At 62.5% G+C, this 25160-nt stretch carries 28 protein-coding genes; 16 read left to right on the forward strand and 12 right to left on the reverse strand.

Translation table 11 applies throughout. The features are described from left to right. The first annotated feature begins 123 nt into the window (after window positions 1–123). The 5 genes from urtB to AC0L2D_RS17625 all read left to right on the forward strand — a co-directional run bounded on the left by urtB (window position 124) and on the right by AC0L2D_RS17625 (window position 4930). Complete coding sequence (gene urtB, locus AC0L2D_RS17605; RefSeq protein ID WP_473541666.1) at window positions 124–1737, forward strand: urea ABC transporter permease subunit UrtB; 1614 nt, start codon at window positions 124–126, stop codon at window positions 1735–1737. Beyond that, the gene (urtC, locus tag AC0L2D_RS17610) at window positions 1734–2966 is read left to right on the forward strand and encodes an urea ABC transporter permease subunit UrtC (RefSeq protein WP_027161511.1); all 1233 of its coding nucleotides are present in this window, start codon (window positions 1734–1736) and stop codon (window positions 2964–2966) included. Before urtB ends, urtC begins: the two co-directional genes overlap by 4 nt. Before the next feature lie 6 nt (window positions 2967–2972). Continuing rightward, window positions 2973–3719 (forward strand): urea ABC transporter ATP-binding protein UrtD, encoded by a 747-nt coding sequence (gene urtD / locus AC0L2D_RS17615; protein WP_013531846.1) that lies wholly within the window; start codon window positions 2973–2975, stop codon window positions 3717–3719. 69 nt (window positions 3720–3788) lie between these two features. Further along, a complete protein-coding gene (urtE, locus tag AC0L2D_RS17620; RefSeq protein ID WP_013531845.1) occupies window positions 3789–4484 on the forward strand; it encodes an urea ABC transporter ATP-binding subunit UrtE in 696 nt (231 codons plus the stop codon). A 269-nt stretch (window positions 4485–4753) separates the two neighbouring features. After that, window positions 4754–4930 carry a hypothetical protein gene (locus AC0L2D_RS17625; RefSeq protein WP_013531844.1) on the forward strand — a complete coding sequence of 59 codons (177 nt, stop codon included), beginning with the start codon at window positions 4754–4756 and terminating at the stop codon, window positions 4928–4930. Between the two features lie 44 nt (window positions 4931–4974). On the opposite strand, the gene AC0L2D_RS17630 is transcribed toward AC0L2D_RS17625, so the two are convergent. The 9 genes from AC0L2D_RS17630 to AC0L2D_RS17670 all read right to left on the reverse strand — a co-directional run bounded on the left by AC0L2D_RS17630 (window position 4975) and on the right by AC0L2D_RS17670 (window position 13489). After that, window positions 4975–6126: a GGDEF domain-containing protein gene (locus AC0L2D_RS17630; RefSeq protein ID WP_013531843.1), complete on the reverse strand. Its 1152-nt coding sequence runs from the start codon at window positions 6124–6126 to the stop codon at window positions 4975–4977. A gap of 115 nt (window positions 6127–6241) precedes the next feature. Then, window positions 6242–7063 carry a DUF72 domain-containing protein gene (locus AC0L2D_RS17635; RefSeq protein ID WP_473541667.1) on the reverse strand — a complete coding sequence of 274 codons (822 nt, stop codon included), beginning with the start codon at window positions 7061–7063 and terminating at the stop codon, window positions 6242–6244. A 26-nt stretch (window positions 7064–7089) separates the two neighbouring features. After that, the gene (locus AC0L2D_RS17640) at window positions 7090–7560 is read right to left on the reverse strand and encodes a GNAT family N-acetyltransferase (protein WP_063167931.1); all 471 of its coding nucleotides are present in this window, start codon (window positions 7558–7560) and stop codon (window positions 7090–7092) included. Between the two features lie 40 nt (window positions 7561–7600). Beyond that, window positions 7601–10522, reverse strand: coding sequence for an excinuclease ABC subunit UvrA (gene uvrA / locus AC0L2D_RS17645; RefSeq protein WP_473541668.1), 2922 nt, complete (start codon window positions 10520–10522; stop codon window positions 7601–7603). Window positions 10523–11214: 692 nt separating this feature from the next. Next, window positions 11215–11511, reverse strand: coding sequence for a hypothetical protein (locus AC0L2D_RS17650; RefSeq protein WP_024503514.1), 297 nt, complete (start codon window positions 11509–11511; stop codon window positions 11215–11217). An 88-nt stretch (window positions 11512–11599) separates the two neighbouring features. Then, a complete protein-coding gene (locus AC0L2D_RS17655; protein WP_473541670.1) occupies window positions 11600–12205 on the reverse strand; it encodes an ATP-dependent Clp protease proteolytic subunit in 606 nt (201 codons plus the stop codon). Window positions 12206–12225: 20 nt separating this feature from the next. After that, the gene (locus tag AC0L2D_RS17660) at window positions 12226–12714 is read right to left on the reverse strand and encodes an SRPBCC family protein (protein ID WP_027161518.1); all 489 of its coding nucleotides are present in this window, start codon (window positions 12712–12714) and stop codon (window positions 12226–12228) included. After that, window positions 12711–13025, reverse strand: coding sequence for an ArsR/SmtB family transcription factor (locus AC0L2D_RS17665; RefSeq protein ID WP_013531836.1), 315 nt, complete (start codon window positions 13023–13025; stop codon window positions 12711–12713). The genes AC0L2D_RS17660 and AC0L2D_RS17665 overlap by 4 nt, the downstream gene beginning before the upstream one ends. A 44-nt stretch (window positions 13026–13069) precedes the next feature. Next, window positions 13070–13489 (reverse strand): cupin domain-containing protein, encoded by a 420-nt coding sequence (locus tag AC0L2D_RS17670; RefSeq protein ID WP_473541672.1) that lies wholly within the window; start codon window positions 13487–13489, stop codon window positions 13070–13072. A 183-nt stretch (window positions 13490–13672) separates the two neighbouring features. Between AC0L2D_RS17670 and AC0L2D_RS17675 the strand changes: the two genes are divergently transcribed. Further along, on the forward strand, window positions 13673–14194 hold the full coding sequence (locus AC0L2D_RS17675; RefSeq protein WP_473541674.1) for a single-stranded DNA-binding protein: 522 nt from the start codon (window positions 13673–13675) through the stop codon (window positions 14192–14194). A gap of 135 nt (window positions 14195–14329) precedes the next feature. Next, on the forward strand, window positions 14330–14755 hold the full coding sequence (locus tag AC0L2D_RS17680; RefSeq protein ID WP_473541676.1) for an OsmC family protein: 426 nt from the start codon (window positions 14330–14332) through the stop codon (window positions 14753–14755). Window positions 14756–14772: 17 nt separating this feature from the next. On the opposite strand, the gene AC0L2D_RS17685 is transcribed toward AC0L2D_RS17680, so the two are convergent. Both AC0L2D_RS17685 and AC0L2D_RS17690 read right to left on the reverse strand, forming a co-directional pair. Next, window positions 14773–15402, reverse strand: a complete 630-nt coding sequence (locus AC0L2D_RS17685) for a MarC family protein (RefSeq protein WP_352735407.1) — start codon at window positions 15400–15402, stop codon at window positions 14773–14775. A 160-nt stretch (window positions 15403–15562) separates the two neighbouring features. After that, on the reverse strand, window positions 15563–16093 hold the full coding sequence (locus AC0L2D_RS17690; protein WP_013531831.1) for a hypothetical protein: 531 nt from the start codon (window positions 16091–16093) through the stop codon (window positions 15563–15565). A gap of 86 nt (window positions 16094–16179) precedes the next feature. On the opposite strand from AC0L2D_RS17690, the gene AC0L2D_RS17695 reads away from it, so the two are divergent. Together AC0L2D_RS17695 and gyrA are read left to right on the forward strand one after the other, a co-directional pair. Continuing rightward, window positions 16180–17001: a helix-turn-helix transcriptional regulator gene (locus AC0L2D_RS17695; protein ID WP_473541679.1), complete on the forward strand. Its 822-nt coding sequence runs from the start codon at window positions 16180–16182 to the stop codon at window positions 16999–17001. Window positions 17002–17221: 220 nt separating this feature from the next. After that, a complete protein-coding gene (gene gyrA, locus AC0L2D_RS17700) occupies window positions 17222–20023 on the forward strand; it encodes a DNA gyrase subunit A (RefSeq protein ID WP_013531829.1) in 2802 nt (933 codons plus the stop codon). Window positions 20024–20092: 69 nt separating this feature from the next. On the opposite strand, the gene AC0L2D_RS17705 is transcribed toward gyrA, so the two are convergent. Further along, complete coding sequence (locus AC0L2D_RS17705; RefSeq protein ID WP_081714296.1) at window positions 20093–20245, reverse strand: hypothetical protein; 153 nt, start codon at window positions 20243–20245, stop codon at window positions 20093–20095. Between the two features lie 322 nt (window positions 20246–20567). Here AC0L2D_RS17705 and coaD point away from each other — a divergent pair, with 322 nt between their 5' ends. The 7 genes from coaD to tgt all read left to right on the forward strand — a co-directional run bounded on the left by coaD (window position 20568) and on the right by tgt (window position 25157). Continuing rightward, complete coding sequence (gene coaD, locus AC0L2D_RS17710; protein ID WP_013531827.1) at window positions 20568–21068, forward strand: pantetheine-phosphate adenylyltransferase; 501 nt, start codon at window positions 20568–20570, stop codon at window positions 21066–21068. Between the two features lie 109 nt (window positions 21069–21177). After that, the gene (locus tag AC0L2D_RS17715) at window positions 21178–21672 is read left to right on the forward strand and encodes a peptidylprolyl isomerase (protein ID WP_244506973.1); all 495 of its coding nucleotides are present in this window, start codon (window positions 21178–21180) and stop codon (window positions 21670–21672) included. A 40-nt stretch (window positions 21673–21712) separates the two neighbouring features. Next, a complete protein-coding gene (locus tag AC0L2D_RS17720) occupies window positions 21713–22225 on the forward strand; it encodes a peptidylprolyl isomerase (protein ID WP_473541682.1) in 513 nt (170 codons plus the stop codon). A 12-nt stretch (window positions 22226–22237) separates the two neighbouring features. Further along, entirely contained in the window at window positions 22238–22687 is a 450-nt protein-coding gene (locus AC0L2D_RS17725; RefSeq protein WP_013531824.1) for a DMT family transporter, read from the forward strand. Continuing rightward, complete coding sequence (gene queA, locus AC0L2D_RS17730; protein ID WP_473541684.1) at window positions 22687–23775, forward strand: tRNA preQ1(34) S-adenosylmethionine ribosyltransferase-isomerase QueA; 1089 nt, start codon at window positions 22687–22689, stop codon at window positions 23773–23775. The genes AC0L2D_RS17725 and queA overlap by 1 nt, the downstream gene beginning before the upstream one ends. Further along, a complete protein-coding gene (locus AC0L2D_RS17735) occupies window positions 23765–24034 on the forward strand; it encodes a hypothetical protein (protein WP_473541686.1) in 270 nt (89 codons plus the stop codon). Before queA ends, AC0L2D_RS17735 begins: the two co-directional genes overlap by 11 nt. Further along, window positions 24027–25157, forward strand: coding sequence for a tRNA guanosine(34) transglycosylase Tgt (tgt, locus tag AC0L2D_RS17740; RefSeq protein WP_473541688.1), 1131 nt, complete (start codon window positions 24027–24029; stop codon window positions 25155–25157). Before AC0L2D_RS17735 ends, tgt begins: the two co-directional genes overlap by 8 nt. Window positions 25158–25160 lie beyond the last annotated feature (3 nt).

A 25160-nucleotide genomic window follows, 5' to 3' on the forward strand; every position in this document is an offset into this window, starting at 1 on the left:
GGGGGGGGCCTCGCCCCCCCCCCCGCCCCCCCCCGCGCCCCCCCCCCCCCGGGGGGGGGCGCGCCCTCCCCCCCCCCCCCCCCCCCCACGCCCACTTCAACCTTCAGGGGTTACCAGAAACCGATGACCTTAATCCGCACGGGTTTGATGCTGTTGTTCCTGCTGGCGACACTGTCGTCATCGGGCGCTGGCGAAACCGATCTGCGCGGCATGATCGCCAAATTCGCCACGGCCAAGGGCTTTTCCGAGATCGGAGCCGTCGTCCACGAACTGGCAGCCGCCGGCGACCCGGCGGTGGAGCGGCCGCTTGCGGCACTTGCCGACGGCAACCTCTATGTCCGCAAGGCCGATTCCCTGGTGTTTGTCGGCAAGGAAGCGGGCGAGAGCGTCCAGCTTTCCGACCCGTTGAGCGGGGAGGCATCGGGTGAGGCGGCCAAGGACGGCATCACCAAGATCAAGGTCAACAACACGCTGCGTCGCGTCATCCGCGATGCGTTGGGCACGCTGACGCTCGGCGCCAAGGATCCGGCTGTCCGCATCGCCGCCGCCGACACCATGTTCAAGACACCTGACGCCGCAAATATCGCCCCCCTCGATACGGCGATCGCCGGTGAGGCCGTGGCCAGCGTCAAGGCTCTGCTCGAACAGGCCCGTGCCGCGTCAGTTCTTGTCTCGGATCGGCCCGAAGCCGACAAGCTCGCCGCCATCGCGCTTATCGGGGCACGGGGCGATCGCGATGCTGTTTCGCTGCTCACTTCGGTCGTGGCGAATTCCACCGACGCGGTTAGGCAAGCGGCGACAGCCGCGATCGCCAACATCAATTCGACGCTGGCCTTCTGGGACGCCGGGCAGAACGTCTGGTACGGCATCTCGCTGGGCTCGGTGCTGCTGCTGGCGGCAATCGGCCTCGCCATCACGTTCGGCGTCATGGGCGTCATCAACATGGCGCATGGCGAGATGGTCATGCTCGGCGCCTACACGACCTTCGTCGTCCAGCAGGTGATCCGTACATCCTTCCCTGACCTGTTCGACTGGTCGCTGGTCATCGCACTGCCGCTGGCCTTTCTCGTCGCCGCTCTGGTTGGCCTGATCATCGAGCGCGGCGTCATCCGCTTCCTCTATGGCCGGCCGCTTGAAACACTGCTGGCGACATGGGGCGTCTCGCTGATCCTGCAACAGGCCGTGCGCTCAATCTTCGGGCCGACCAACCAGGAGGTCGGCAACCCATCCTGGATGTCGGGCTCGTTCAATGTCGGACAGTTGGCGATCACCTGGAACCGCCTGTGGATCCTGGTTTTCGCGCTCGCTGTCTTCGGCATCCTGCTCTACGTGATGAAGCGCACGCCCTGGGGCCTGCAGATGCGCGCCGTCACCGCCAACCGGCGCATGGCTGCCTCGATGGGCATCAGGACGCCGTGGGTCGACGCGCTGACCTTCGCGCTCGGCTCCGGCATTGCCGGCATTGCCGGCGTCGCGCTGAGCCAGATCGACAACGTCTCGCCCAATCTCGGCCGCGGGTACATCATCGACAGCTTCATGGTCGTTGTCTTCGGCGGCGTCGGCAATCTGTGGGGCACGCTGGTCGGCGCCTTCTCGCTCGGCATCGTCAACAAGTTCCTCGAGCCTTATGCGGGCGCGGTGCTCGGCAAGATCGTCGTGCTGGTGCTGATCATCCTGTTCATCCAGAAACGCCCGCGCGGCCTGTTCGCGCTCAAGGGCAGGGCGGTGGAAGCATGATCACGGGACGCTTCTTTGCCGCCGGCGCGGACCGCCGCATCGCCATTACGATCTCCATCCTGCTGGCGGTGGCCGTCATCGTGCCGTTGCTCAACCTTGCGGTGTCTCCTACCAGCGCCTTCTACATCCCATCCTACATCGTCGCGCTGACTGGCAAATATCTCTGCTATGCGCTGCTTGCCTTGGCGCTCGACCTGGTCTGGGGCTATTGCGGCATTCTTTCGCTCGGTCACGGCGCCTTCTTCGCGCTCGGCGGCTATGCGATGGGCATGTATCTGATGCGCCAGATCGGCTCGCGCGGCGTCTATGGCAATCCCGTCTTGCCCGACTTCATGGTGTTCCTGAACTACAAGGAACTGCCATGGTTCTGGTATGGCTTCGACCATTTCTGGTTCGCCGGCCTCATGGTGCTCGCGGTGCCTGGCCTGCTCGCTTTCGTCTTCGGCTGGTTCGCCTTCCGCAGCCGCGTCACCGGCGTTTATCTCTCCATCATTACCCAGGCGATGACGTATGCGCTGCTGCTTGCCTTTTTCCGCAACGACATGGGTTTCGGCGGCAACAACGGCCTGACCGATTTCAAGGATATTCTGGGCTTCAACGTGCAGGCCGACGCGACGCGCTCGGCGCTGTTTGCCGCCAGCGCGGTGATGCTGGCACTTGCCGTCTTCGTCACCTGGGCGATCGTCGGCTCAAAATACGGCAAGCTCTTGATGGCGGTACGCGATGCCGAGAGCCGCACGCGCTTCCTCGGCTGGCGGGCGGAGAACGTGAAACTGTTCGCCTTCACCGTCTCGGCCGTCATGGCCGGCATAGCCGGCGCGCTCTACGTGCCGCAGGTCGGCATCATCAATCCGGGTGAATTCGAGCCGGCCAATTCGATTGAAGTCGTCGTCTGGGCGGCTGTCGGCGGGCGCGGCACCATTGTCGGGCCGATCATCGGTGCGTTGCTGGTCAATGCCGGAAAATCCTGGTTCACCGGCGTACTGCCGGAGTTCTGGCTGTTTGCACTGGGTGGACTGTTCGTCGCCGTCACGCTTTTGCTGCCCAAGGGCATCATCGGCATGTGGGACAGCTGGCGCGGCAACGCCAAGGCGTTGCGAGCTGCTTCGATTGCCGAGGAAGCCGGCACCGATGCCGATGTCTCGCCGCCGGCGAAAATCGTTCGCAGTGAAGCAAGAAAGCCAGGTGACTGGTCCGCCAGCAACCCCGAACCACAGCCGGCGGAGTGAGCGACCATGTCAAAGTCGAACACGATCCTTTATCTCGACGGCGTCTCGGTCTCCTTCGACGGCTTTCGCGCCATCAACAATCTGTCGCTGGTGCTCGACAAGGGCGAGATGCGCGCCATCATCGGCCCCAACGGCGCCGGCAAGACGACGATGATGGACATCGTCACCGGCAAGACGCGGCCCGACGAGGGCGAGGTGTTCTTCGACGGCCAAGTCGATCTCACCAAGCACGACGAGGCCGAGATCGCCATGATGGGCATTGGCCGTAAATTCCAGAAGCCGACCGTCTTCGAAAGCCACACGATCGAGGAAAACCTGATGCTGGCGCTGAAGGGTCCTCGCTCGATCTTCCCGGCGCTGTTTCACCGCCGCTCGGCCGCCGAGACGCGGCAGATCGATGACATCCTCGGCATCATCAGGCTTGGCGACAAGCGTGACGAACTGGCGGCCAATCTCAGCCATGGGCAAAAGCAGTGGCTGGAGATCGGCATGCTCTTGGCGCAGGACCCGAAACTGCTTCTGGTTGACGAGCCGGTCGCCGGCATGACCGATGCCGAGACCGAGGAAACCGCGCGGCTGCTCAAGGATATCGCCCGCGACCATTCGGTCATCGTCGTCGAGCACGACATGCATTTCGTGCGCGAACTCGGCGTCAAGGTCACCTGCCTGCACGAGGGCTCGGTGCTCTCGGAAGGCACACTCGATTTCGTGTCGGCCGACGAGCGTGTCGTCGAAGTCTATCTGGGGAGATGAGCATGGTCTGGCGGGTTCAGTTCCATCACTTCGATCTGTCGTTTCTCAGGTTCTGGAGACGGCGCTGACATGCTCGAAGTTTCCAATGCCACGCTGCACTACGGCGCCGCCCAGGCGCTGCGCGGCGTATCGCTGAAGGCGGGCGCCGGCAAGATCACCTGCGTGCTCGGCCGCAACGGCGTCGGCAAGACCAGTTTGATGAGATCGATCGTCGGCCACCACCGGCTGACGAGCGGAAGCGTTGCCTTCGAGGGGAAGGCGCTCGACCGGAGCGCGGCGTATGACCGCGCCCGGTCGGGCATCGCATTCGTACCGCAGGGCAGGGAGGTCTTTCCGCTGCTCACCGTGCGGGAGAACCTGGAATCAGGCTTTGCGCCGCTGAGGCGAGCCGACCGCAACATTCCGGCGCATGTCTTCGAATTGTTCCCTGTGCTGAAGCAGATGCTCGGCCGTCGCGGCGGCGATCTTTCCGGCGGCCAGCAGCAACAGCTCGCCATCGGGCGGGCGCTGGTGATGCGGCCGAAACTGCTCGTGCTCGATGAACCGACTGAGGGCATACAGCCGTCGATCATTAAGGACATCGGCCGCGCCATCCGCTATCTGCGCGACCAGGCGGGCATCGCCGTGCTTTTGGTCGAACAATATCTCGATTTCTGCCGCGAGCTCGCCGACGAGGTCAACATCATGGACCGGGGCGTGATCGTCCATACCGGCCCGGCTGAAGATTTAGACCGGGCTGATGTGCGGAAGTTCCTTACCGTCTAGAATTGGCGGTGAACTTCAGTTGGCGATCCGAAGTTCTTGCCAAGTCCAATATTTCTCCATCCGATCACCTGCGTCTCTGGCACGCTCAATATCGCGTGCTAGTCTTTTCCATGGCTTTGTGAGTCGGCCGCTTCCGTATCAGTCTGGTTATCGCAGATCGAGGACCACGGCCAATGTCGGGCAAGTTTCACGCAAGCAAGGCTGCCTAGCTTCCCTCCTGCGATCTCTGTCGTTCAAACGCGTTTGGGCACACAGGCTAAAGGACAGCCATGGAACGTTACGTCGAGGATTACCAGAAGCGGCGGCTTACCGAACGCGTCGACATCATCGCTGCCATCAATATCTTGAGATCACAGGGCTGCGACTACGACGATCTGATCGAGGAGATCACCAAGGTCTTCTATGTCGATCTCGATACCTTCAATGAGATTGTCATGGCGGCCTAGGAGCCGCATTCGTCTCCCCACGATCAGAGGCCGGTGTTGCGCGATTAGCTTGCGCGCCTGAACGGAGACGCGGTGACGCGGTTACGGCCTCCGCGCTTGGCGTCGTAGAGCGCCTTGTCGGCGGCGTTGAGCACCTTGTCGAAGCCGAGGCCTTCCTTGGTGCCGAAAGCAAATCCGGCACTGACGGTGCATATCAGCGAGCCTGTCTCGGTTTCGATGCGGTGCGCGGCGAAAGCTGCCCGTATGGCCTCGGCGGTGGCCTCCACCGTTTCGGGCAAGGTCCGCTTCAGCACCAGCGCGAACTCCTCGCCGCCCATGCGCGCGGCGACGTCGGCCGGGCGGCGATTGCTGGCGAGTTCCCGTGCAAACACCCTCAGCACCTCATCACCGGCGGCGTGGCCGAATTCGTCGTTGATGGCCTTGAAGTTGTCGAGATCGAAGACGACCACCGCCGTGAAGGCGCCGACCGGCGCATCGCCGTGCAGGTCGAACAGGGCGCGGCGGTTGAGCAGGCCGGTCAGCGGGTCGGTCAGGGCATTGTGGCGGTGATGCCGGGCCAAGCGTCCCTGATTCAGGGCCAGGGAAAGCGCTCCAATCCCGGTCATGCTGGCGATGACGATGATGAGGCTCAGTTCCTCGGCCCAGTTGCTTGGCGCATGTCCAAGGACCAGCTTTCCATCCAAGGCTAAAACCATGGCGCAGAGAGCGAAGGATGCGGCCGTGGCAGAATAGAGCGCGGTGATACCGATCGTCAGGGCAGGGGCTTCGTCGCGGCCCTTCCAGTATTCGACCGCCGTTGCGAACAGAAGCAAGGCGGCGAAGGCATTTTCGAACATGAAGCCCAGCCCATCATAGCCTAGGGCCATGGGAGGCAACGTCACGGCCAGCGAAATGGCGCTGCCAAGTACAGTTCGGGGCACTGGCGAGCCGCCGGTTCTGAACTGGTAGGCCGCGCCTAGCATTGTCGAGAAACCGAGCAGGAGGAAAGCCAGCGTGGCGATGCCCAGCAGGCGCCCGGGCATGTCGATATAGGCGTCATAGACAAAAATATCGCCGACCACGAACACCAGGCTGATCGCCCATGTCAGCAGGAATTTCTCCGAGCGAGCGGTCAGCCACATGCCGAACAATGTCAGGCTCAGGCAGGCCGCGGAAAAACCGACAGCCAGGAGAAGTGAAGTGTAGTCGAGCGACATGCCCCTCGTCCTTGCCCGTGGCGGCCCAGATCTGCGACTGGTCTGGCTGGATTCATGCAGCAAGGAGGTATCGATAAGGTTACGACGGTGGCGAAGATGCCATGATTCCGCTGCGTCAGGGCACCGGTTGACCCTGGTCCACTCGCTTCATCAGTGCCGTGGCGCCGAACGGCGCGCGCACCTTGCCCTCGGTGATGAAGTAAACGAACACGTCGCGCGGCTTGACCGGCGCATCGGTGGCGGGGTCGGCGCGCCGCAGGTCGGCCGGCTGCTTGCCTTGCGCCCAGGTCTTTACCCGCGCGGCCCATTCATCGAGGCCTTTCGGCGTATAGCAGTCGGGATTGTCATCGCTGCCGGTCTGCAGCCGGGCGTAGACGAAATCGGCGGTGATGTCGGCGATATCAGGATATTTGGCATGGTCGGCGTAGACGATCGCGGCCTTGTATTTTCGGGCAAGTGCTGCGAATTCCGGCACGACAAAACTGTCGTTGCGGACTTCGAGCGCATGGCGCAGCGCAACGCCGTCCTGCTTTTCCGGTAGCAGCTTCAGGAAGGCTTCGAAATCGTCCGGATCGAATTTCTTGGTCGGCGCGAACTGCCACAGGATCGGCCCGAGCTTTTCGCCGAGCGCCGCCACGCCGGAGCCAAGGAAGCGCATCATCGATTCGCCGGCCTCGCCCAGCACGCGCCGGTTGGTGACGAAGCGGTTGCCCTTCAGCGAATAGACAAAGCCGTCCGGCGCCTCGCTGGCCCATTTGACGAAGGTCGGCTCCTTGAAGCTGGAATAGTAAGTGCCGTTGACCTCGATGCTCGGCACCTGGCGAGTGGCGTAGTTCAACTGTTTGGCCTTGGGAAGCTTGTCGGGATAGAAGGACGTATCCCAGGGTTCGAAGGTCCAGCCGCCCATGCCGGCGCGGATTGTTCCCGATGTGCTCATTGTCATCCTCCCAATGCAGAAAAAGATCAGGCCGCGGTGATCTGATCGACGGTTTTGGCCATGTCGACGAGCACCCATCCTGGCCGGTAGGGATTGGGCCGGCGACCCGTTTCGTGGAAACCATAGGCAAGATAGAGCGCAATGTTCCGCTCCATCCTGGCGTTGGTGTAGAGCCGCACTTCTGGCAGACCCCAGAGATGGGTCTGCTCATCCGCGTGTTTCAGCAGCGCAATGCCGAAGCCCTTGCCTTGAAAGTCGGGGGAGACCGCGACGGAGAAGATCATCGCGTGGTCGTCATGTCGCTCCAGCGTGATCAGCCCGGCAAGCTCGCCGCCACTTTCCAGCAACCAGACCTCGCCGCGCACGATGCGCGGTGCATAGTCCTCGGTGACCGGGACCGGCGGCGCGCCGAACAGTGCGATGTAAGGCGCATAGGCCGCTTCCGTCAGCGAGACGACGGTTTGGAGATCACCGGCAAGCGCTCTTCTGATTGTCATTCAAAAGCTCTCCAGAGCTCTCCAGGCGCCAACCGGTCGATCACTCCGCCGCTTCGCGTTTGCCTCCGGGACGTCGCTCCAGAAGCTCCTTGAGGAACTGGCCGGTGTAGCTGCGCTTTTCGCGCACGATGGCTTCCGGCGTGCCGGAGGCGACCAGTTCGCCGCCGCCGTCGCCGCCTTCGGGGCCGAGGTCGAGCACCCAGTCCGCGGTTTTTATCACTTCGAGATTGTGCTCGATGACCACCACCGTGTTGCCCTGGTCTACCAGTTCGTGCAGCACTTCCAGCAGTTTGGCAACGTCGTGGAAATGCAGGCCGGTGGTCGGCTCATCCAGGATGTAGAGCGTCTTGCCGGTCGCCTTGCGCGACAGTTCCTTGGCGAGCTTGATGCGCTGCGCCTCGCCGCCGGACAGCGTTGTCGCCTGCTGGCCGATATGGATGTAGCCGAGGCCGACCTGCTTCAGCGTGTCGAGCTTGTCGCGCACGCCGGGCACGGCGGCGAAGAAATCGACGCCTTCCTCGACCGTCATGTCGAGCACGTCGGCGATCGACTTGCCCTTGAACAGGACATCGAGCGTCTCGCGGTTATAACGCTTGCCGTGACAGACGTCGCAGGTGACGTAGACGTCGGGCAGGAAGTGCATCTCGATCTTGATGACGCCGTCGCCCTGGCAGGCCTCGCAGCGGCCGCCCTTGACGTTGAACGAGAAGCGTCCCGGCTGATAGCCGCGCGCCTTGGCCTCCGGCAGGCCAGCGAACCAGTCGCGGATCGGCGTGAAGGCGCCGGTATAGGTGGCCGGGTTTGAACGCGGTGTGCGGCCGATCGGCGACTGGTCGATGTCGATGACCTTGTCGAGGAATTCGAGGCCCTCGATGCGGTCGTGGTCGGCCGGATGTTCGCGCGAGCCCATGATGCGTCTCGAGGCGGCCTTGAACAGCGTCTCGATCAGGAAGGTCGACTTGCCGCCGCCGGACACGCCAGTGACGGCGGTGAAGGTGCCGAGCGGGATTTCGGCGGTGACGTTCTTCAGATTGTTGCCGCGCGCGCCGACGATCTTGATGCGGCGGTTCTTCTTCGCTTCCCGCCGCACGCCGGGCGTCGCCACTTCGAGCGCGCCCGACAGATATTTGCCGGTGATCGAATTGGGATTGGCCATGACCTGCTGCGGCGTGCCCTGGGCGATGATCTCGCCGCCATGGATGCCTGCGGCCGGGCCCATGTCGACGACATAGTCGGCATGCAGGATGGCGTCCTCGTCATGCTCGACGACGATCACCGTGTTGCCGATGTCGCGCAGGTGCTTCAGCGTATCGAGCAGGCGCGCATTGTCGCGCTGGTGCAGGCCGATCGACGGCTCGTCCAGCACATAGAGCACGCCGGTCAGGCCGGAGCCGATCTGCGATGCCAGCCGGATGCGCTGGCTCTCGCCGCCCGACAGCGTGCCGGAATTGCGCGACAGCGTCAGATAGTCGAGCCCGACATCGTTGAGGAAGCGCAGCCGTTCACGGATTTCCTTGAGCACACGCACCGCGATTTCGTTCTGCTTGTCGTTGAGCGACGCGGGCAGGTCGGTGAACCACTGGTCGGCCTTGCGGATGGAAAGCTCGGTGACTTCGCCGATGTGCCTGCCGGCGATCTTCACCGCCAGCGACTCGGGCTTCAGCCGATAGCCCTTGCAGACCGGGCAGGGTGTGGCCGACATGAAGCGCTCGATCTCCTCGCGCATCCAGGCGGATTCGGTCTCTTTCCAGCGCCGCTCGAGATTGGGGATGACGCCTTCGAAAGTCTTCGTCGTCTTGTAGGAGCGCAGGCCGTCATCATACTGGAAGGTGATCTCGCGCTCGCCGGTGCCGCGCAGGACGGCTTCCTTGGCCTCTTCGGACAAATCCTTGAACTTGTCGCCGAGCTTGAAGCCATAGGCCTTGCCCAATGCCTCCAGCGTCTGCGCGTAATAGGGCGAGGTCGACTTCGCCCACGGGCTGACGGCGCCGTCGCGCAGCGAGATGTTTTCATCCGGCACGATCAGATTGCCGTCGATGGCGCGCTGGCTGCCGAGACCGTCGCAAGTCGGGCAGGCGCCGAACGGATTGTTGAACGAAAACAGCCGCGGTTCGATTTCCGGAATGGTGAAGCCGGAGACCGGGCAAGCGAACTTTTCCGAGAACAGGATGCGCTCATGCGTCTCGTTCTTCGACTTGTTGACCGAATCCTCGCCGGTCTGGCTGGAATCGAGCGGCTTGTCGGCGAATTCGGCGACCGCCAGCCCATCGGCCAGCTTCAGCGCCGTTTCGATGGAATCGGCAAGCCGCGTCGCGAGATCGCCGCGCACGACGATGCGGTCGACGACGACATCGAGGTCATGCTTGTACTTCTTGTCCAGCGCCGGCACGTCGGCGATGTCATAGAAGACGCCGTCGACCTTGACGCGCTGAAAGCCCTTCTTCTGCAGTTCCAGCAATTCCTTGCGGTACTCGCCTTTGCGGCCGCGCACCATCGGCGCCAGAATGAACAGGCGCGTGCCTTCCTCGATCGCCAGCACGCGGTCGACCATCTGCGAAACCGTCTGGCTCTCGATCGGCAGGCCGGTGGCCGGCGAATAGGGGATGCCGACGCGCGCAAAAAGCAGGCGCATATAGTCGTAGATCTCGGTGACGGTGCCGACCGTCGAACGCGGGTTCTTCGATGTGGTCTTCTGCTCGATGGAAATGGCAGGCGACAGGCCGTCGATCTGGTCGACGTCAGGCTTCTGCATCATTTCGAGGAATTGCCGCGCGTAGGCCGACAGGCTTTCGACGTAGCGGCGCTGGCCCTCGGCATAGATCGTGTCGAAGGCAAGCGATGACTTGCCGGACCCCGACAGGCCGGTCATGACAATCAGGCTGTCACGCGGCAGGTCGAGATCGACATTCTTCAGATTGTGTTCGCGCGCCCCGCGAATGGAAAGATATTTATGGTCGGCCATAGCCGGTCGCCGCCTCAGAATCTGGAATTTCCTGGAATGGCGGGTTTTCCCGGCCATCCCCTATGTAGGTAGTTTTGCCGCCACGTCGAGAGACGCCACAATTCCCGACAAAAGCGTTTAAGCGTCTTTCGCGTGAACGGGCAAGCGGAAAGAACAAAGGCCGAACACGCTCCTGACAAAGCTGTGCAAAAACTGACTTGTACGTAACCTCCCGGCGATCACGTTTTTCGGTAACCGGCTATTGATGGTTGACGCGGGCAACCCAGGAGCGCAGTCTCCGGAAGTCAACGAAGCCGGCCGTCTTTCGATGGCCTCGCCGCCCAAAGGCGGCCTGCGAGACGCCGCAGGCATTTGCGATTTGTGCTTCGAATTGACAACAATCGCAACGGACAGAGGAGCGGAGCTATGACGCCACCGGATCGTCCCCTAGGGTTCCAGTTGTCACTGGAGCCGCGGCAGGCATAAGTGCCAGGGTTTAGCGTCTGCGCCACCCGGCAAACCGTGACCTGCCATATCTCCTGAAAATCAGAGACTGCTAGTCGGATCGTCGGCCGAACGCCGCGGTGCATCCGAAATCAAACGCCGGCAGTACACTCCCGGCAAAGTTGGATTTGAGATCCAGAAGGCCCCGTCCGTTTGCCCAAGGCACGGCGGGGCCGTTTTATGTGGGGAACGCTCATTTCCGCGCGCACTCAGTGACGCGGCGGCCCGATCGAGCCGGCGCCGACATCGACGGTGATGCTGCCGGAAATCCTGACATCCGTATCGCCGATCTTGAATGTGCCGTTCTCGCCGGCCGGCAGCGCATCGTCCGGCTCGGGAGCCGGCTTGGCGATGCGGTAGTCGCCGGTCACCCCGGGCAGGGCGCTTTTTTGCGTCGACGGCGAACTATCCTCTGCAAGAGCCGCGCCGCTCACGAGGCTGGCAACAGCGAGCACCATGACGGCGATGACGGGACGCAGTGGTCTGGAAGGATGAGTGTCGGTCATCCCAGGACTATAGTGGCGCGCCGCCGATGGAACCAGACCGGCATCGTCAAATCTTCGGCAGCCGGCCGGACTCCGCTCCGGCCCTGGCTTACGCCGCCTTTTTGCGCGTGTCGAAAACATGGTCGACGATGCCCCATGCCTGCGCCTCGCGGGCGGTCATGAAGTGGTCGCGGTCCAGCGTGCGCTCGACCTCTTCATAGGTACGGCCGCAATGCTGCGCGTAGAGCTCGGTCATGTGCCGTTTCGTCCTGCCGATGCGCTCGGCATGTCGCTGGATGTCGGAGGCCTGGCCCTGGAACCCGCCCAGCGGCTGATGCAGCAGGATGGTGGCGTTCGGCAGGGAAATCCGGCGCCCCGGTGTGCCTGCCATCAGCAGGAACGAGCCCATCGAAGCGGCAAAGCCCATGCATACGGTCGACACCGGACAGCTGATATATTGCATCGTGTCGTAGATGGCGAAACCACTGGTCACCACGCCGCCCGGCGAGTTGATGTAGAGCGAGATCTCCTTGTCCGGATTGTCCGATTCCAGCGACAAAAGCTGCGCGCAGACCAGCGCCGAGATGTCGTCGTTGATCTCGCCGTTGATGAAGATGATGCGCTCGCGCAGCAGCCGCGAAAAGATGTCGAAGGCGCGTTCGCCGCGGTTCGATTGCTCGATGACCATCGGCACCAGACTGGCAACACCGCTCATTTTTCTTCTCCGATTTTCTATTATGCCGCGCGCAGAAGGCGCGGTGCGTTCGCGGCGATGGGCTTTCCAATTGCGCGCAAACCGAGCGAAAGACGGCAGCCGGCGCCTGCCATGGCGATGGCAGGCATGGCCTTGCGGGCAAAGCCGTCATGGACGACACGCAGATGCGTGCCGCCGGAAACGGTTCGGGCAAGTGTGAAGGTGACGGTACTGTCGAGCGGATCCTGCCTGGCTGCGTCGCCCGGCTGCTCCCGCCAGGAATAGCGCAGCAACTTCTCGGGTTCGGCGTCGAGGATTTCGCATTCGATCGGCGCGCCCGTCCCGGCGAAGGCAAAACGGTTGCCGATCTCGGGTCTCATGTCGTTGGGCATCATCCAGGCGGCGAGCAATTCCGGTACGGTCAGGGCCCGCCAGACCTTTTCCGGCGGCTCGGCAAGGTCGTACTCGAACTCGAGCGCATCCGCGGCGTCGATTTGGCCCTCGTTGGTCGTTGATCCCGCCTTCTTCATTGATCCATGTCCTTCAAAACCGCCTTCAGCCTTTCGATGCGTTCCGGCCAGAAAGTCCGGTAGCGTTCGATCCAGGAGAGCAAGGGAGCGAGCCCCTGCGGATCGGCGCGGTAATAGGCGTTGCGGCCGGCTCGCCGCTCGACCACCAGGCCTGCGCCACGCAGGACGGCCAAATGCTGCGACACCGCGGGCTGCGACACCGTCATACCGGTGCGCAATTCCGACACGCTCATCTCGCCTGCGGCCAGCCGCTCAAAGACGGCGCGGCGCGTCGGGTCGGCCAGTGCGCGAAAAATCTCTGCTTCGATCATGTCAAAAGCATAAGTGAATACTTATTGATTTGGCAAGCACTGTTTTACGAGATTGTCGGAAGCCAGCGTCTCACCATTCCTGCAGGCCCATCGAACGTCGCCTCGAAAATCGGCGACGCAAGGACGGCGTGGATGTGAAGCGTTCCAGTGCCGGCGTTCTTGAACCCGTGTTTCCTGTTCGCGGGGACAACGAGAGACTGGCCCGATGTCACGATTGTATGCTCATCGTCGATCCACATCTCAGCCCTACCGGCGATAACGGTCAGCACTTCCTCCACGGGATGCCAATGCGTTGGGGCGCCGACCGTGGGCTCGACCCATTGCTCGAATATGCAAAGTTGCGATGCACCATTGCTGGCCGACAAATGCATGCGTGTTTCCACACCTGCTCGCCATTGCTCGCGCTGCTGGTCCTCATGTGCGACAGACTTCATTTGATCGCCCCCGGTCAGATCCGATTTCATGGAAATTTCCGGCCGGGACACTACATCTTGCTGACAAACATTGACAGAACGTCATCTGCACCATAGAACGAACAGGGAACAAAAACCTTGTGGGTAAAGGCAGCCACGGCAAGCGGCTGACGCCTGCAGCCTGTAAGGTGCTGCGACAAAAAAATTTGTTTCGGATGAGCGCGGAGAAATATCATGGCGGGTAGCGTCAACAAGGTCATTTTGGTCGGAAACCTCGGCGCGGATCCCGAAATCCGTCGCCTCAACTCGGGCGAGCCGGTCGTCAACATTCGCATTGCGACGTCGGAAAGCTGGCGTGACAAGAATTCCGGCGAGCGCAAGGAAAAGACCGAATGGCACAACGTCGTCATCTTCAATGAGGGCATCGCCAAGGTGGCGGAGCAGTATTTGAAGAAGGGCATGAAGGTCTATGTAGAGGGCCAGCTGCAGACGCGCAAATGGCAGGACCAGACCGGCGCCGACAAGTACACGACGGAAGTCGTGCTGCAGAAATTCCGCGGTGAGCTGCAGATGCTCGACGCGCGCGGGCAGGGTGAGGGCGGTCAGGTCGGCGGCTATACCGGTGGCAGCAGCAGCCGTGGTTCCGATTTCGGCCAGTCCAGCCCGAGCGAAGGCTTCAATCGCGGTGGTGGCGGTGCCAAGAGCGGCGGCGGTGGCGGTTCGTCGCGCGAACTGGACGACGAAATCCCGTTCTGATCGCAACAGCAGATGTTGTTTTTGGCTTAAGTCAAACATTGCGCCCCGAGAGTCCCTCATGGACTTTCGGGGTTTTGCATTGTCGAACTGAACGCCGACATGGCGATCAACGAAATATGGCGAAGGACGAGTTCGATGAAAGCACGCGTAAAATGGGTCGAGGAACGCACTTTCGTCGGCGAGTCCGGTAGCGGCCACAAACTGGTGCTGGGAACCGCGCCCGGACCGGAAGGCAGGACGCCGGGACCGAGCCCGATGGAGCTGGTGCTGATCGGCACCGGCGGCTGTTCGGCCTATGATGTCGTCCATATCCTGAAAAAGGGGCGCGAAGCGATCGAGGACTGCGTCGTCGAACTCGACGCCGATCGGGCGGAAACCGAACCGAAAGTGTTCACCCGCATCCATATGCATTTCGTCGTCAAGGGCAGGGCGCTGTCGCCCGACAAGGTCAAACGCGCAATCGATCTTTCGATCGAAAAATATTGCTCGGCCTCCGCGATGCTGGCCAAGACCGCTACGATTACGCACGATTTCGAAGTGATCGATACGACGGCGAAGTAGGCAGTAGGGATTGTCGTTCAGCCCGCCATCAGCGCCTTGATGCCATCGGCGACGAACTGCACGGCCAGTGCCGCCAGGATGACACCGAGCAGCCGGGTCAGGATCGAGCGGCCGGTCTGGCCGAGGATGCGGTCTATGCGTTCCGACAGCACGAACACCAGATAGGTGATGGCGAGGCAGACGAAGATGATGCCGACCAGCGCCGCCTGAGCCGCGAAGCCTTCAAACGAGCCGGACAGCAGCACCGTCGCCGAGATGGCGCCAGGGCCGGCGATCAGCGGGATCGCCAGCGGGAAGGCGGCGATGTTGTGGATCATGTCCTTGGTGATGGCGACGTCGCCGATCTTTTCCTTGCGGTCCTGCCGGCGCTCGAACACCATTTCGAAGGCGATGAAGAACAGCAGGAAGCCGCCGGCGACACGGAAGGCGGGCAGCGTGATGCCGAACACGGACAGGATCGAGGCGCCGGCAACCGCAAACAGCGCCATCACCAGGAAGCCGATGATCGATGCGCGGACGGAGACCTGCTGGCGCTCCTCGCGGTTCATGCCGCGCGTCACGGCAAGAAACAGCGGCGCCAGGCCGGGCGGGTCGATGGTCACGAGAATGGTGACGAAGGCATTGAACAGGCTGTCGAAACTCGGCATCTCTGACCCCTCCCGCCGGGCCGAGCCCGTACCAGGATAATTGGTAGAGCAAAGCCCGTTCGGTGGGAACTGTTCGTGAGAAAGTGGTTGATGCCGGCGAGACAGCGGAGGGCGCAAGGGTCGCGACGCTTTTATTCCGGGCTGCTGCATTCTTCGGCGATCAAACCGCTCGGCGCGCCAGGAACTCGACCTCCAGCCGCCATGTCGCGCCATTGTCGTGCGAGCGCTCGCCCAGCCATCGGAAGGCGTTTTCGGTGATGCGTGAAAAGCCCCAGCGTACTGAGCTGCCGGTGCCGTCGGTGCCCACTTGCACGATCGTGTCGCCCTCGGCGCGGCCGAGCTGGCGGCTGAAATACTGGTTGCGCGGGTCGCTCCAGAAGATGTGCCAGGCATCCGCGCCGGGATCATAGACGCGCAGCGTCGTGCCATAAAAAGTCCATTTGCCGAGCGAAGGCTGGGAACCAGTGTCCCGCGCGGGCAGGATCCAGACGTCCTGGATCGCCCGGCCTTCCAGCACCCAGCCGAAATGCACCTCGCCACGCCCTGTCAGCACCGTTCCGTCCTCGAGGTGGCGCGAGGCGTCGAAAGTCCAGGCACCGACGAAGCGGCCGTAAAGGCTCAGTTTTTCGGCAAGGCCTTCGATCGGTCCGGGGCTATGCAGGGCATCGGCAAACGAAGATTGATCGAACATGGTTGTGGCCTCTTCTTGTCAGGAGATTGGGAGGGAATAGGCGGTTACGGGGTTCTGGGCTTGGGAAAAATTGCTATATTTCGACCATGACGACGACCACGCATAGTCTCGCATCCGGAGCCGGTTGGCATGTGACGGATGTGATCTGCACGGCCGGCGCCGGCCGGCCCTTCGAGGAGGCGCATCAGGATTTCTGTGTGGCTGCAGTCACCAGCGGCACGTTCCGCTACCGCGCCCAACAAGGAACGGCGATGCTGGCGCCCGGCGCGCTCCTGCTCGGCAATCCCGGCACATGTTACGAATGCGGGCACGAGCATGGCGGCGGCGATCGTTGCCTCTCGTTCCATTTCAGGCCGTCCTACATGGAGCGGATCGCGGCTGACGTGCCGGGCGCCAGGAAGCTGGCTTTCGAGGCGGCGCGCCTGCCGCCTTTGCCGGTCCTGGCGCCACTCCTGGCCGAGGCGGAGACCGCGCGCGAGACGGCCGACATCGACGCCTTCGAGGAACTTTCCCTGCGCATGGCCGGTGCTGCCGTGGCTACAGCCTCCGGCGCTACGCATGTCAGGCGCGCGCCGAGCCGCCGCGATCAAAAACGGGTTGCCGAAGCTGTGCGGCGCATCGAACTCGATGCAGACGGACCGGTCTCGCTTTCAGCACTTGCCGATGAGACGGCGACCAGTCCGTATCATTTCCTGCGCATCTTCCGACAGGTCGCGGGCATGACGCCCTACCAATTCCTGCTCAAGACGCGATTGCACAGGGCCGCGGTGCGGCTACGCATGTCGGACGATACGGTTTCCGCGATCGCTTTCGGCGCTGGCTTCAGCGATCTGTCGACCTTCAATCGTCGTTTTCGGCGGATCATGGGGCAGACGCCAAGCCAGTATCGCAGCCGCCTTGGCGCATAGGTCGTTTCTGCTTGGTGAATCGGCCCGGTGCACCGCAAGGCAGACACGCAGGCTTTTGCGTCAGGGCGGCGAAAACCGCCTTGGCCATATCGTCGCAATCATCGGTATCCATTTGAAATTACCATCAAAAATGACACTGGAAAAGTGCCGTGAAGGTTGGAGTTTCGGGCTTGCTTCCTATATAAGCACCAAGTGATTCCTGATTAGATTGTGATCCGATTTGACCGACCAGAAGACACCGCGCGGCGCCGACGGCGGCCCCACCGGCATCGAGCCGATATCCATCGTCGAGGAGATGCAGCGCTCCTATCTCGATTACGCCATGAGCGTGATCGTCAGCCGTGCGCTGCCGGACGTGCGCGACGGCCTGAAGCCGGTGCATCGCCGCATTCTCTTCGCCGCCCATGAGAGCGGCTACCATTGGAACCGCAAATATGTGAAGTCGGCGCGTCCTGTCGCCGACGTGATGGGTAAATACCATCCGCATGGCGATGCTTCCATCTATGACGCCTTGGTGCGCATGGCGCAGGACTGGTCGTTGCGCGTTCCGTTGATCGACGGGCAGGGCAATTTCGGCTCCATCGACGGCGATCCGCCTGCGGCGATGCGCTACACGGAAGCGCGGCTGACCAAGGTCGCGCACGAGCTCCTGGAGGATATCGACAAGGATACCGTCGATTTCCAGGACACGTATGATGCTTCCGGCAGCGAACCGAAGGTTCTGCCGGCACGTTTTCCCAACCTTCTGGTCAATGGCTCGGGCGGCATCGCCGTCGGCATGGCGACCAACATCCCGCCGCACAATCTCGGTGAAGTCTGCAATGGCGCCATCGCCATCATCGACAATCCGGCGATCGACCTGCCGGCGCTGATGGAGATCATTCCTGGCCCTGATTTTCCGACCGGTGGCATCGTGCTTGGCCGTTCGGGCATCTACAGCGCCTATTCGACCGGCCGCGGCTCCATCGTCATGCGCGGGCGCGTCAACATCGAACAGCGCGGCAACGACCGCGAGTCCATCATCATCACCGAAGTTCCCTACCAGGTGAACAAGTCGTCGATGATCGAGAAGATGGCTGAACTGGTACGCGACAAGCGCATCGAGGGCATTTCCGATATCCGCGACGAGAGCGACCGCCAGGGCTACCGGGTCGTCATCGAGCTGAAGCGCGACGCCGTTGCCGACGTCATCCTCAACCAGCTCTACCGCTTCACGCCGCTGCAGACCTCTTTCGGCGCCAATATGGTGGCGCTGAATGGCGGCAAGCCGGAAGTGATGAACCTGACCGATATGCTGAAGGCTTTCGTCGCCTTCCGCGAGGAGGTGATCACAAGGCGGACGAAGTTCCTGCTGCGCAAGGCGCGCGATCGCGCCCATGTGCTGGTCGGTCTCGCTATCGCAGTCGCCAACATCGACGAAGTCATCAAGCTGATCCGCACCGCGCCGGATCCGCAGACGGCGCGTGAGCAGTTGATGGAGCGGCGCTGGCCCTCTGGCGACGTGGAATCTCTGATCCTCCTGATCGATGACCCACGCCACCGGATCAACGAGGACGGTACCTACAATCTGTCCGAGGAGCAGGCGCGTGCCATCCTCGAGCTGCGCCTGCAGCGCCTGACCGCGCTCGGCCGCGACGAGATCGCCGACGAGTTGAACACGATCGGCGCCGAAATCATCGATTATCTGGACATTTTGTCTTCCCGCGCGCGCGTCCAGCAGATCGTCAAGGACGAGCTTGCCGCCGTGCGCGACGAGTTCGGCACGCCGCGCCGCACCGAGCTCACCGACGGCGGTTCGGACATGGAAGACGAGGATCTGATCCAGCGCGAAGACATGGTCGTGACGGTGAGCCATTCCGGCTACATCAAGCGCGTGCCGCTGTCGCTCTACCGGGCGCAGCGCCGCGGCGGCAAGGGCCGCTCCGGCATGTCGACCAAGGAAGAGGATTTCGTCACCCGGCTGTTCGTCGCCAACACCCATACGCCGGTGCTGTTCTTCTCCTCGCGCGGCATCGTCTACAAGGAAAAGGTCTGGCGGCTGCCGATCGGCAATCCGCAGTCACGCGGCAAGGCGCTGATCAACATGCTGCCGCTGGAGCAGGGCGAGCGCATCACCACCATCATGCCGCTGCCGGAGGACGAGGCCAGTTGGGGCGAACTCTACGTGATGTTCGCCACCACGCGTGGCACCGTGCGCCGCAACGATCTATCCGACTTCGTCCAGGTCAACCGCAACGGCAAGATCGCCATGAAGCTGGAGGAAGAAGGCGACGAGATCCTCGGCGTCGAAACCTGCACCGACAAGGACGACGTGCTGCTGACCGCCAGTTCCGGCCAGTGCATACGCTTCTCCGTCGGCGACGTGCGCGTCTTCCAGAGCCGCAATTCGGTCGGTGTGCGCGGCATAACCATGGCCGAGACCGACCGCATCATCTCGATGTCGGTGATCGAGCATGTCGATGCTTCGCCGGCGGAACGCGCCGCTTACCTGAAGCGCGCGGCGGCGGAGCGGCGGCTTGCCACGGAAACGGCCGGAGAAGAGGAAGAGATCGCGCTGACCAATGAGGAGATCGGCGAGGAGACAGAGCTTTCCGACAGCCGATACGAAGAACTCAAGGCGCACGAACAGTACGTGCTGACGGTGACCGAATTCGGCTACGGCAAGCGTTCGTCGTCCTATGATTTCCGGCTGACTGGGCGCGGCGGCAAGGGCATTCGCGCCACCGACGTGTCGAAGGCAGCCGAGATTGGCAGGCTGGTGGCGACCTTCCCGGTCGGCAATGACGACCAGATCATGCTGGTGTCGGACGGCGGCACCGTCATCCGGGTGCCGGTCAACGGCATTCGTTTCGCCAGCCGCGCCACCAAGGGCGTGACCATCTTCAACACGGCTGAAGGCGAAAAGGTGGTTTCGGTCGAGCGGATTTCTGAACCGCAAGCGGACGAAGAAAGCGAAGAGACCGTCGAGGGCGGTGCCGATGCCGCTGCGGCGTCTGACGCCGGTCCGGAGGGTGCGGACTAAGTCCGGCACCCAGGTTTTGACATGGCAACGCCGGCCAGCTGGCCGGCGCGGCAGCAAGTTCAGGCTTTATCAGTAGTGGCGATATGGCTTACGCGGGCCGAAGCCTTCGAAGCGCTTGGTGTTTGCCTTGACGCGGATGCGTTGTGCCTCCTGATGCAGCCCAAATACGGTGGCGATCAGCATGGCGACGGTCATTGCGGTGGCGAGCATGTAGATCAGCATGTGCGTGTTCTCCTGCGCCTAACAACGGATAGATGGGATTTTGGTTTCATCTAATTAAGGTGCAACCTAGTGAACGCTGCGTGAAGGCTTCGTGATCAGCGTGTTCATCTGTCGTTCATGTGCCGGAAAAGGTTCACGGCCGGCACGCCGATCGGGTTTGCCTTTGCGAGAGAGGCTCGCTAGAGCCTGTTCCATCTTGGTGGACGGAAGATGGAACAGGCTCTAGCTTTCATTTGAGCATGATCTCTAGGACAAACGAAAAACCGTTTGTCCGCAAAAACCGGTTTCCACTTTTTGGGATCATGCATTAGAAGCACCTGCCATGACCGAACGCATCGCCCTCTATGCCGGCTCCTTCGACCCGCTGACCAACGGCCATCTCGATGTGCTGAAGGCTTCGCTGGCCGTGGCCGACATCGTCTATGCGGCGATCGGCATCCATCCGGGCAAGCAGCCGCTGTTTTCCTTCGAGGAGCGGGTGAAGCTGATCGAGACCGCGGCGAAGGCGGAATTCGGCAGCGATGGTGCCCGTATCAAGGTCGTCGCCTTCGACGGGCTGGTCATCGACGCCGCCAGGAAGCACGGCGCCTCGATCATGATCCGCGGCCTGCGCGACGGCACCGACCTCGACTATGAGATGCAGATGGCCGGCATGAACGAGACTATGGCACCTGAGTTGCAGACGGTTTTTCTGCCCGCCAGCCCGTCCGTGCGCACCATTACCGCCACACTTGTCCGCCAGATTGCCTCTATGGGAGGCAACATCCGCCCCTTCGTGCCGGCGGCGGTTGCCGGTGCGCTCACCGCCAAATTCGCGAAATAAGATTCCGGAGATAGATATGCAGCTGAAAAAGCTCGCCTCGTTCCTCGTTGTGCTTGCCGGCCTTGTGACCGCATCGGTCTCGGCCTTCGCCGCTGACCCGGAAAACACCATGATCATCACGCTGAAGGACGGAGACGTCACCATTGCGCTTCGGCCCGATCTGGCGCCAAAGCATGTCGAGCAGATCAAGAAGCTGGTGCGCCAAGGCGCCTATGACAACGTCGCCTTCCACCGCGTCATAGACGGCTTCATGGCGCAGACCGGCGACGTCAAGTTCGGCAATATGAAAAAAGGTTTCAGCGCAGAGGCCGTCGGCACCGGCGGTTCCGACCTGCCCGACCTGCCGGCCGAATTCTCGCAGACCGAACATTACAAGCGCGGCGTGGTCGGCATGGCCCGCTCGCAGGACCCCAATTCGGCCAATTCGCAGTTCTTCATCATGTTCGCTCCGGCACCGCCGCTCGACGGCCAGTACACCATCGTCGGCAATGTCGTCAGCGGTATGGAACTGGTGGATCACATCAAGAAGGGCGACCAGGCGGACAACGGCACGGTCTCCGACCCCGACCGGATGATCAAGGTGCGCATCGCCGCAGACAAGTAAAATTGTCAAATAACTCTGTTTTCTCAAAAGGATATCTGACATGGCCGAAATCAAGGACCGCGAGAACGCGCTCATCATGGAAACGACCAAGGGCACGGTCGTCATCGAACTTTTCCCCGACCTGGCGCCGGGCCACGTCGCCCGCATCAAGGAACTGGCTAGGGAAGGCGCCTATGACGGCGTGGTCTTCCACCGCGTTATCGAAGGCTTCATGGCCCAGACCGGCGACGTCAAGTTCGGCAATTCGAGCAAGCCTTCCTTCGCGCCGTCCCGCGCGGGCATGGGCGGCTCTGAGAAGCCGGACCTGAAGGCCGAATTTTCCAACGCCAACCATGGCCGCGGCACCTGCTCGATGGCCCGTTCGCAGAACCCGAACTCGGCCAATTCGCAGTTCTTCATCTGCTTCGACGATGCCGCCTTCCTCAACCGCCAGTACACGGTCTGGGGCCAGGTCATCGAAGGCATGGACAATGTCGACAAGATCAAGCGCGGCGAGCCGGTGCAGGATCCCGACAAGATCGTGTCGCTGAAGGTCGCGGCCGACGTCAAGTAAGGGCAAACGACAATGATGGGCGTCGTCTGGTCGCTTCTCGGCATCCTGTCCGGCGCCTTCATTGCCATTCAGGCGCCGATCAATTCGCAGCTGGCGCGCGGCCTGGGTCTCCCGGTCGCGGCGGCTGCGTTTTCGTTCCTGTCGGGCGCGATCGTGCTCGGCATCATCTCCGTTACGGTGGTGAAGCTGCAAGGCATCTCGCTCGACTGGAAAGCGCCGGCGCCCTGGCTGTTCGTGGCCGGCGGCATGCTCGGCGGTTTCTATGTCACGCTGTCGACGATCCTGACGCCACGCATAGGTGCTGCCGCGCTGATGGCGTTTCTGGTCGCCGGCCAGTTGCTGGCCGGCATGCTCATCGACCGCGTCGGCTTCCTCGGCGTCGCGGTGCGTGAAATCTCGCTGGGACGCGTTGCCGGCGCGGTGCTGCTCTTGGCCGGAGCGCTGCTCGTCCGGCTCTACTGATGCGCGTCGATCTCTTTGACTTCGAGCTGCCGGAGGAGCGCATCGCGCTCCGCCCGGCGCAGCCGCGTGACAGCGCCAAGATGCTTCTGGTCAAGCCCGGCGAAGGGCTCGAGGACCGGACGGTTGGCGACCTGCCGTCCTTGCTCAGTGCCGGCGACGTGCTGGTGTTCAACGACACCAAGGTCATTCCGGCGCAACTCAAAGGCATAAGGCGGCGGGGCGAGGCGACGGCGCAGGTCGAAGCCACGCTGCATATGCGCATGGCGCCGGACCGCTGGCTGGCCTTCATGAGGCCGGGCAAGCGCATTGCCGCCGGCGACCGCATCCATTTCGGCCATGACGGCAATTCCTGTTTCCTTGGCCAGCTCGACGCCACGGTGATCGAGAAAGGCGAGGGCGGCGAGGCGCTGCTTGGCTTCGACCTGTCGGGGCCGTTCCTCGACGAGGCGCTGCACGCGGTAGGCCATATTCCGCTGCCACCCTATATCGCCTCGAAACGCGACGATGACGAACGCGACCGGGCCGACTACCAGACCATCTATGCAAGCGAGGAGGGCGCCGTCGCGGCTCCGACAGCGGGCCTGCATTTCACGCCGGAGCTTTTTGCAGCGCTTGACGCCAAAGGCGTCGAACGCCGCTTCGTCACCTTGCATGTCGGCGCCGGTACGTTCCTGCCGGTGAAGGCGGACGACACCGCCGACCACAAGATGCATGCCGAGACCGGGTCGGTCAGCGAAGCCACTGCGGACGCCCTGAATGCCGCAAGAGCAAGGGGCGGGCGCATCGTTGCTGTCGGCACGACCTCGCTGCGTCTGCTGGAGAGTGCGGCGCGTGAAGACGGTACTCTGGCTGCGTGGTCCGGCCCGACCGATATCTTCATCACGCCCGGCTACCGTTTTCGCACCGCCGACATGCTGATGACCAATTTCCATCTGCCGCGCTCGACGCTGTTCATGCTGGTTTCGGCCTTCAGCGGCCTCGACACGATGCGCGCGGCCTATGCCCATGCGATCGAGAACCGTTACAGATTCTACTCCTATGGAGACGCAAGCCTGCTTTATCGAGCGGAGACGAGCGATGGACGATGATCTGCAAGCCTTTGACCGCGATGAGCTGATCGCGGAGGTGAAAAAACTGCGCGCCGGCATTCGCCAGCACCGCGATTCCACCGGCCATGAATTGTGCTGGCATCACCCCGATCTGTGGGACCTGCTGCCGGAAAAAACCGAACCATCGATCGCCGTGCCGCCCTGGCCAAAATTCATGCGCGGCTGCATCCACTACCGCCAGTCGCTCGACAAGCAGGCGCCGGACGCCCCGGTCCACGACAAGGAATTCAATGGCTAAGCAGTTCAGCTTCAAGGTTCTGGCAATCGACGGCAAGGCGCGGCGCGGCGTGATCGACATGCCGCGCGGCGAAATCCGCACGCCGGCCTTCATGCCGGTCGGCACCGGCGGTACCGTCAAGACGATGTATATGGACCAGGTGCGCGGCGTCGGCGCCGACATCATCCTTGGCAACACCTACCATCTGATGCTGCGGCCAGGCGCCGAGCGTGTGGCGCGGCTCGGCGGCTTGCATGAATTCGCCCGCTGGCCGCATCCGATCCTGACCGACAGTGGCGGTTTCCAGGTAATGTCGCTGTCGAAGCTGAGAAAGCTGACTGAAAAGGGCGTCACCTTCCGCTCGCATATCGATGGCGCCGCCTACGAGATGTCGCCGGAGCGGTCCATCGAGATTCAGGGGCTGCTCGATTCCGATATCCAGATGCAGCTCGACGAATGCACGGCGCTGCCGGCCGAAATGAAGGAGATCGAGCGCGCCATGGAGCTGTCGCTGCGCTGGGCCGAGCGCTGCAAGACGGCGTTCGGCGACCAGCCGGGCAAGGCGATGTTCGGCATCGTGCAAGGCGGCGACAACGCAGCGCTGCGGGTGCGATCGGCGCAGGCGCTGAGCGCGATGGAGTTGAAGGGCTATGCAGTCGGCGGCCTGGCCGTCGGCGAACCGCAAGCGGTGATGCTCGAGATGCTCGACATCACCTGTCCGGAGCTGCCTGATAACAAGCCGCGCTATCTGATGGGCGTCGGCACGCCTGACGATATCCTGAAGTCGGTGGCGCGCGGCATCGACATGTTCGACTGCGTGATGCCGACACGGGCCGGCCGCCACGGCCTTGCCTATACAAGGCGCGGAAAGGTCAATCTGCGCAACGCCCGCCATGCTGACGATCCGCGCCCACTCGACGAGGAAAGCGACTGCCCGGCCGCCCGGGACTACTCACGCGCCTATCTGCATCATCTGGTGCGCTCGCAGGAAGCGCTCGGCGCCATGCTTTTGACGTGGAACAACCTGTCCTACTACCAGAAACTGATGCAGGACATCCGCGCTGCGATCGAGGCTGGCACCTTCGAGGCGCGCGGCGCCGAAATCACCGAGGTCTGGGCGAGGGGCGATATCCCGTTGCTGTAAGGC

This window comes from Mesorhizobium sp. WSM4833 (assembly GCF_055811095.1).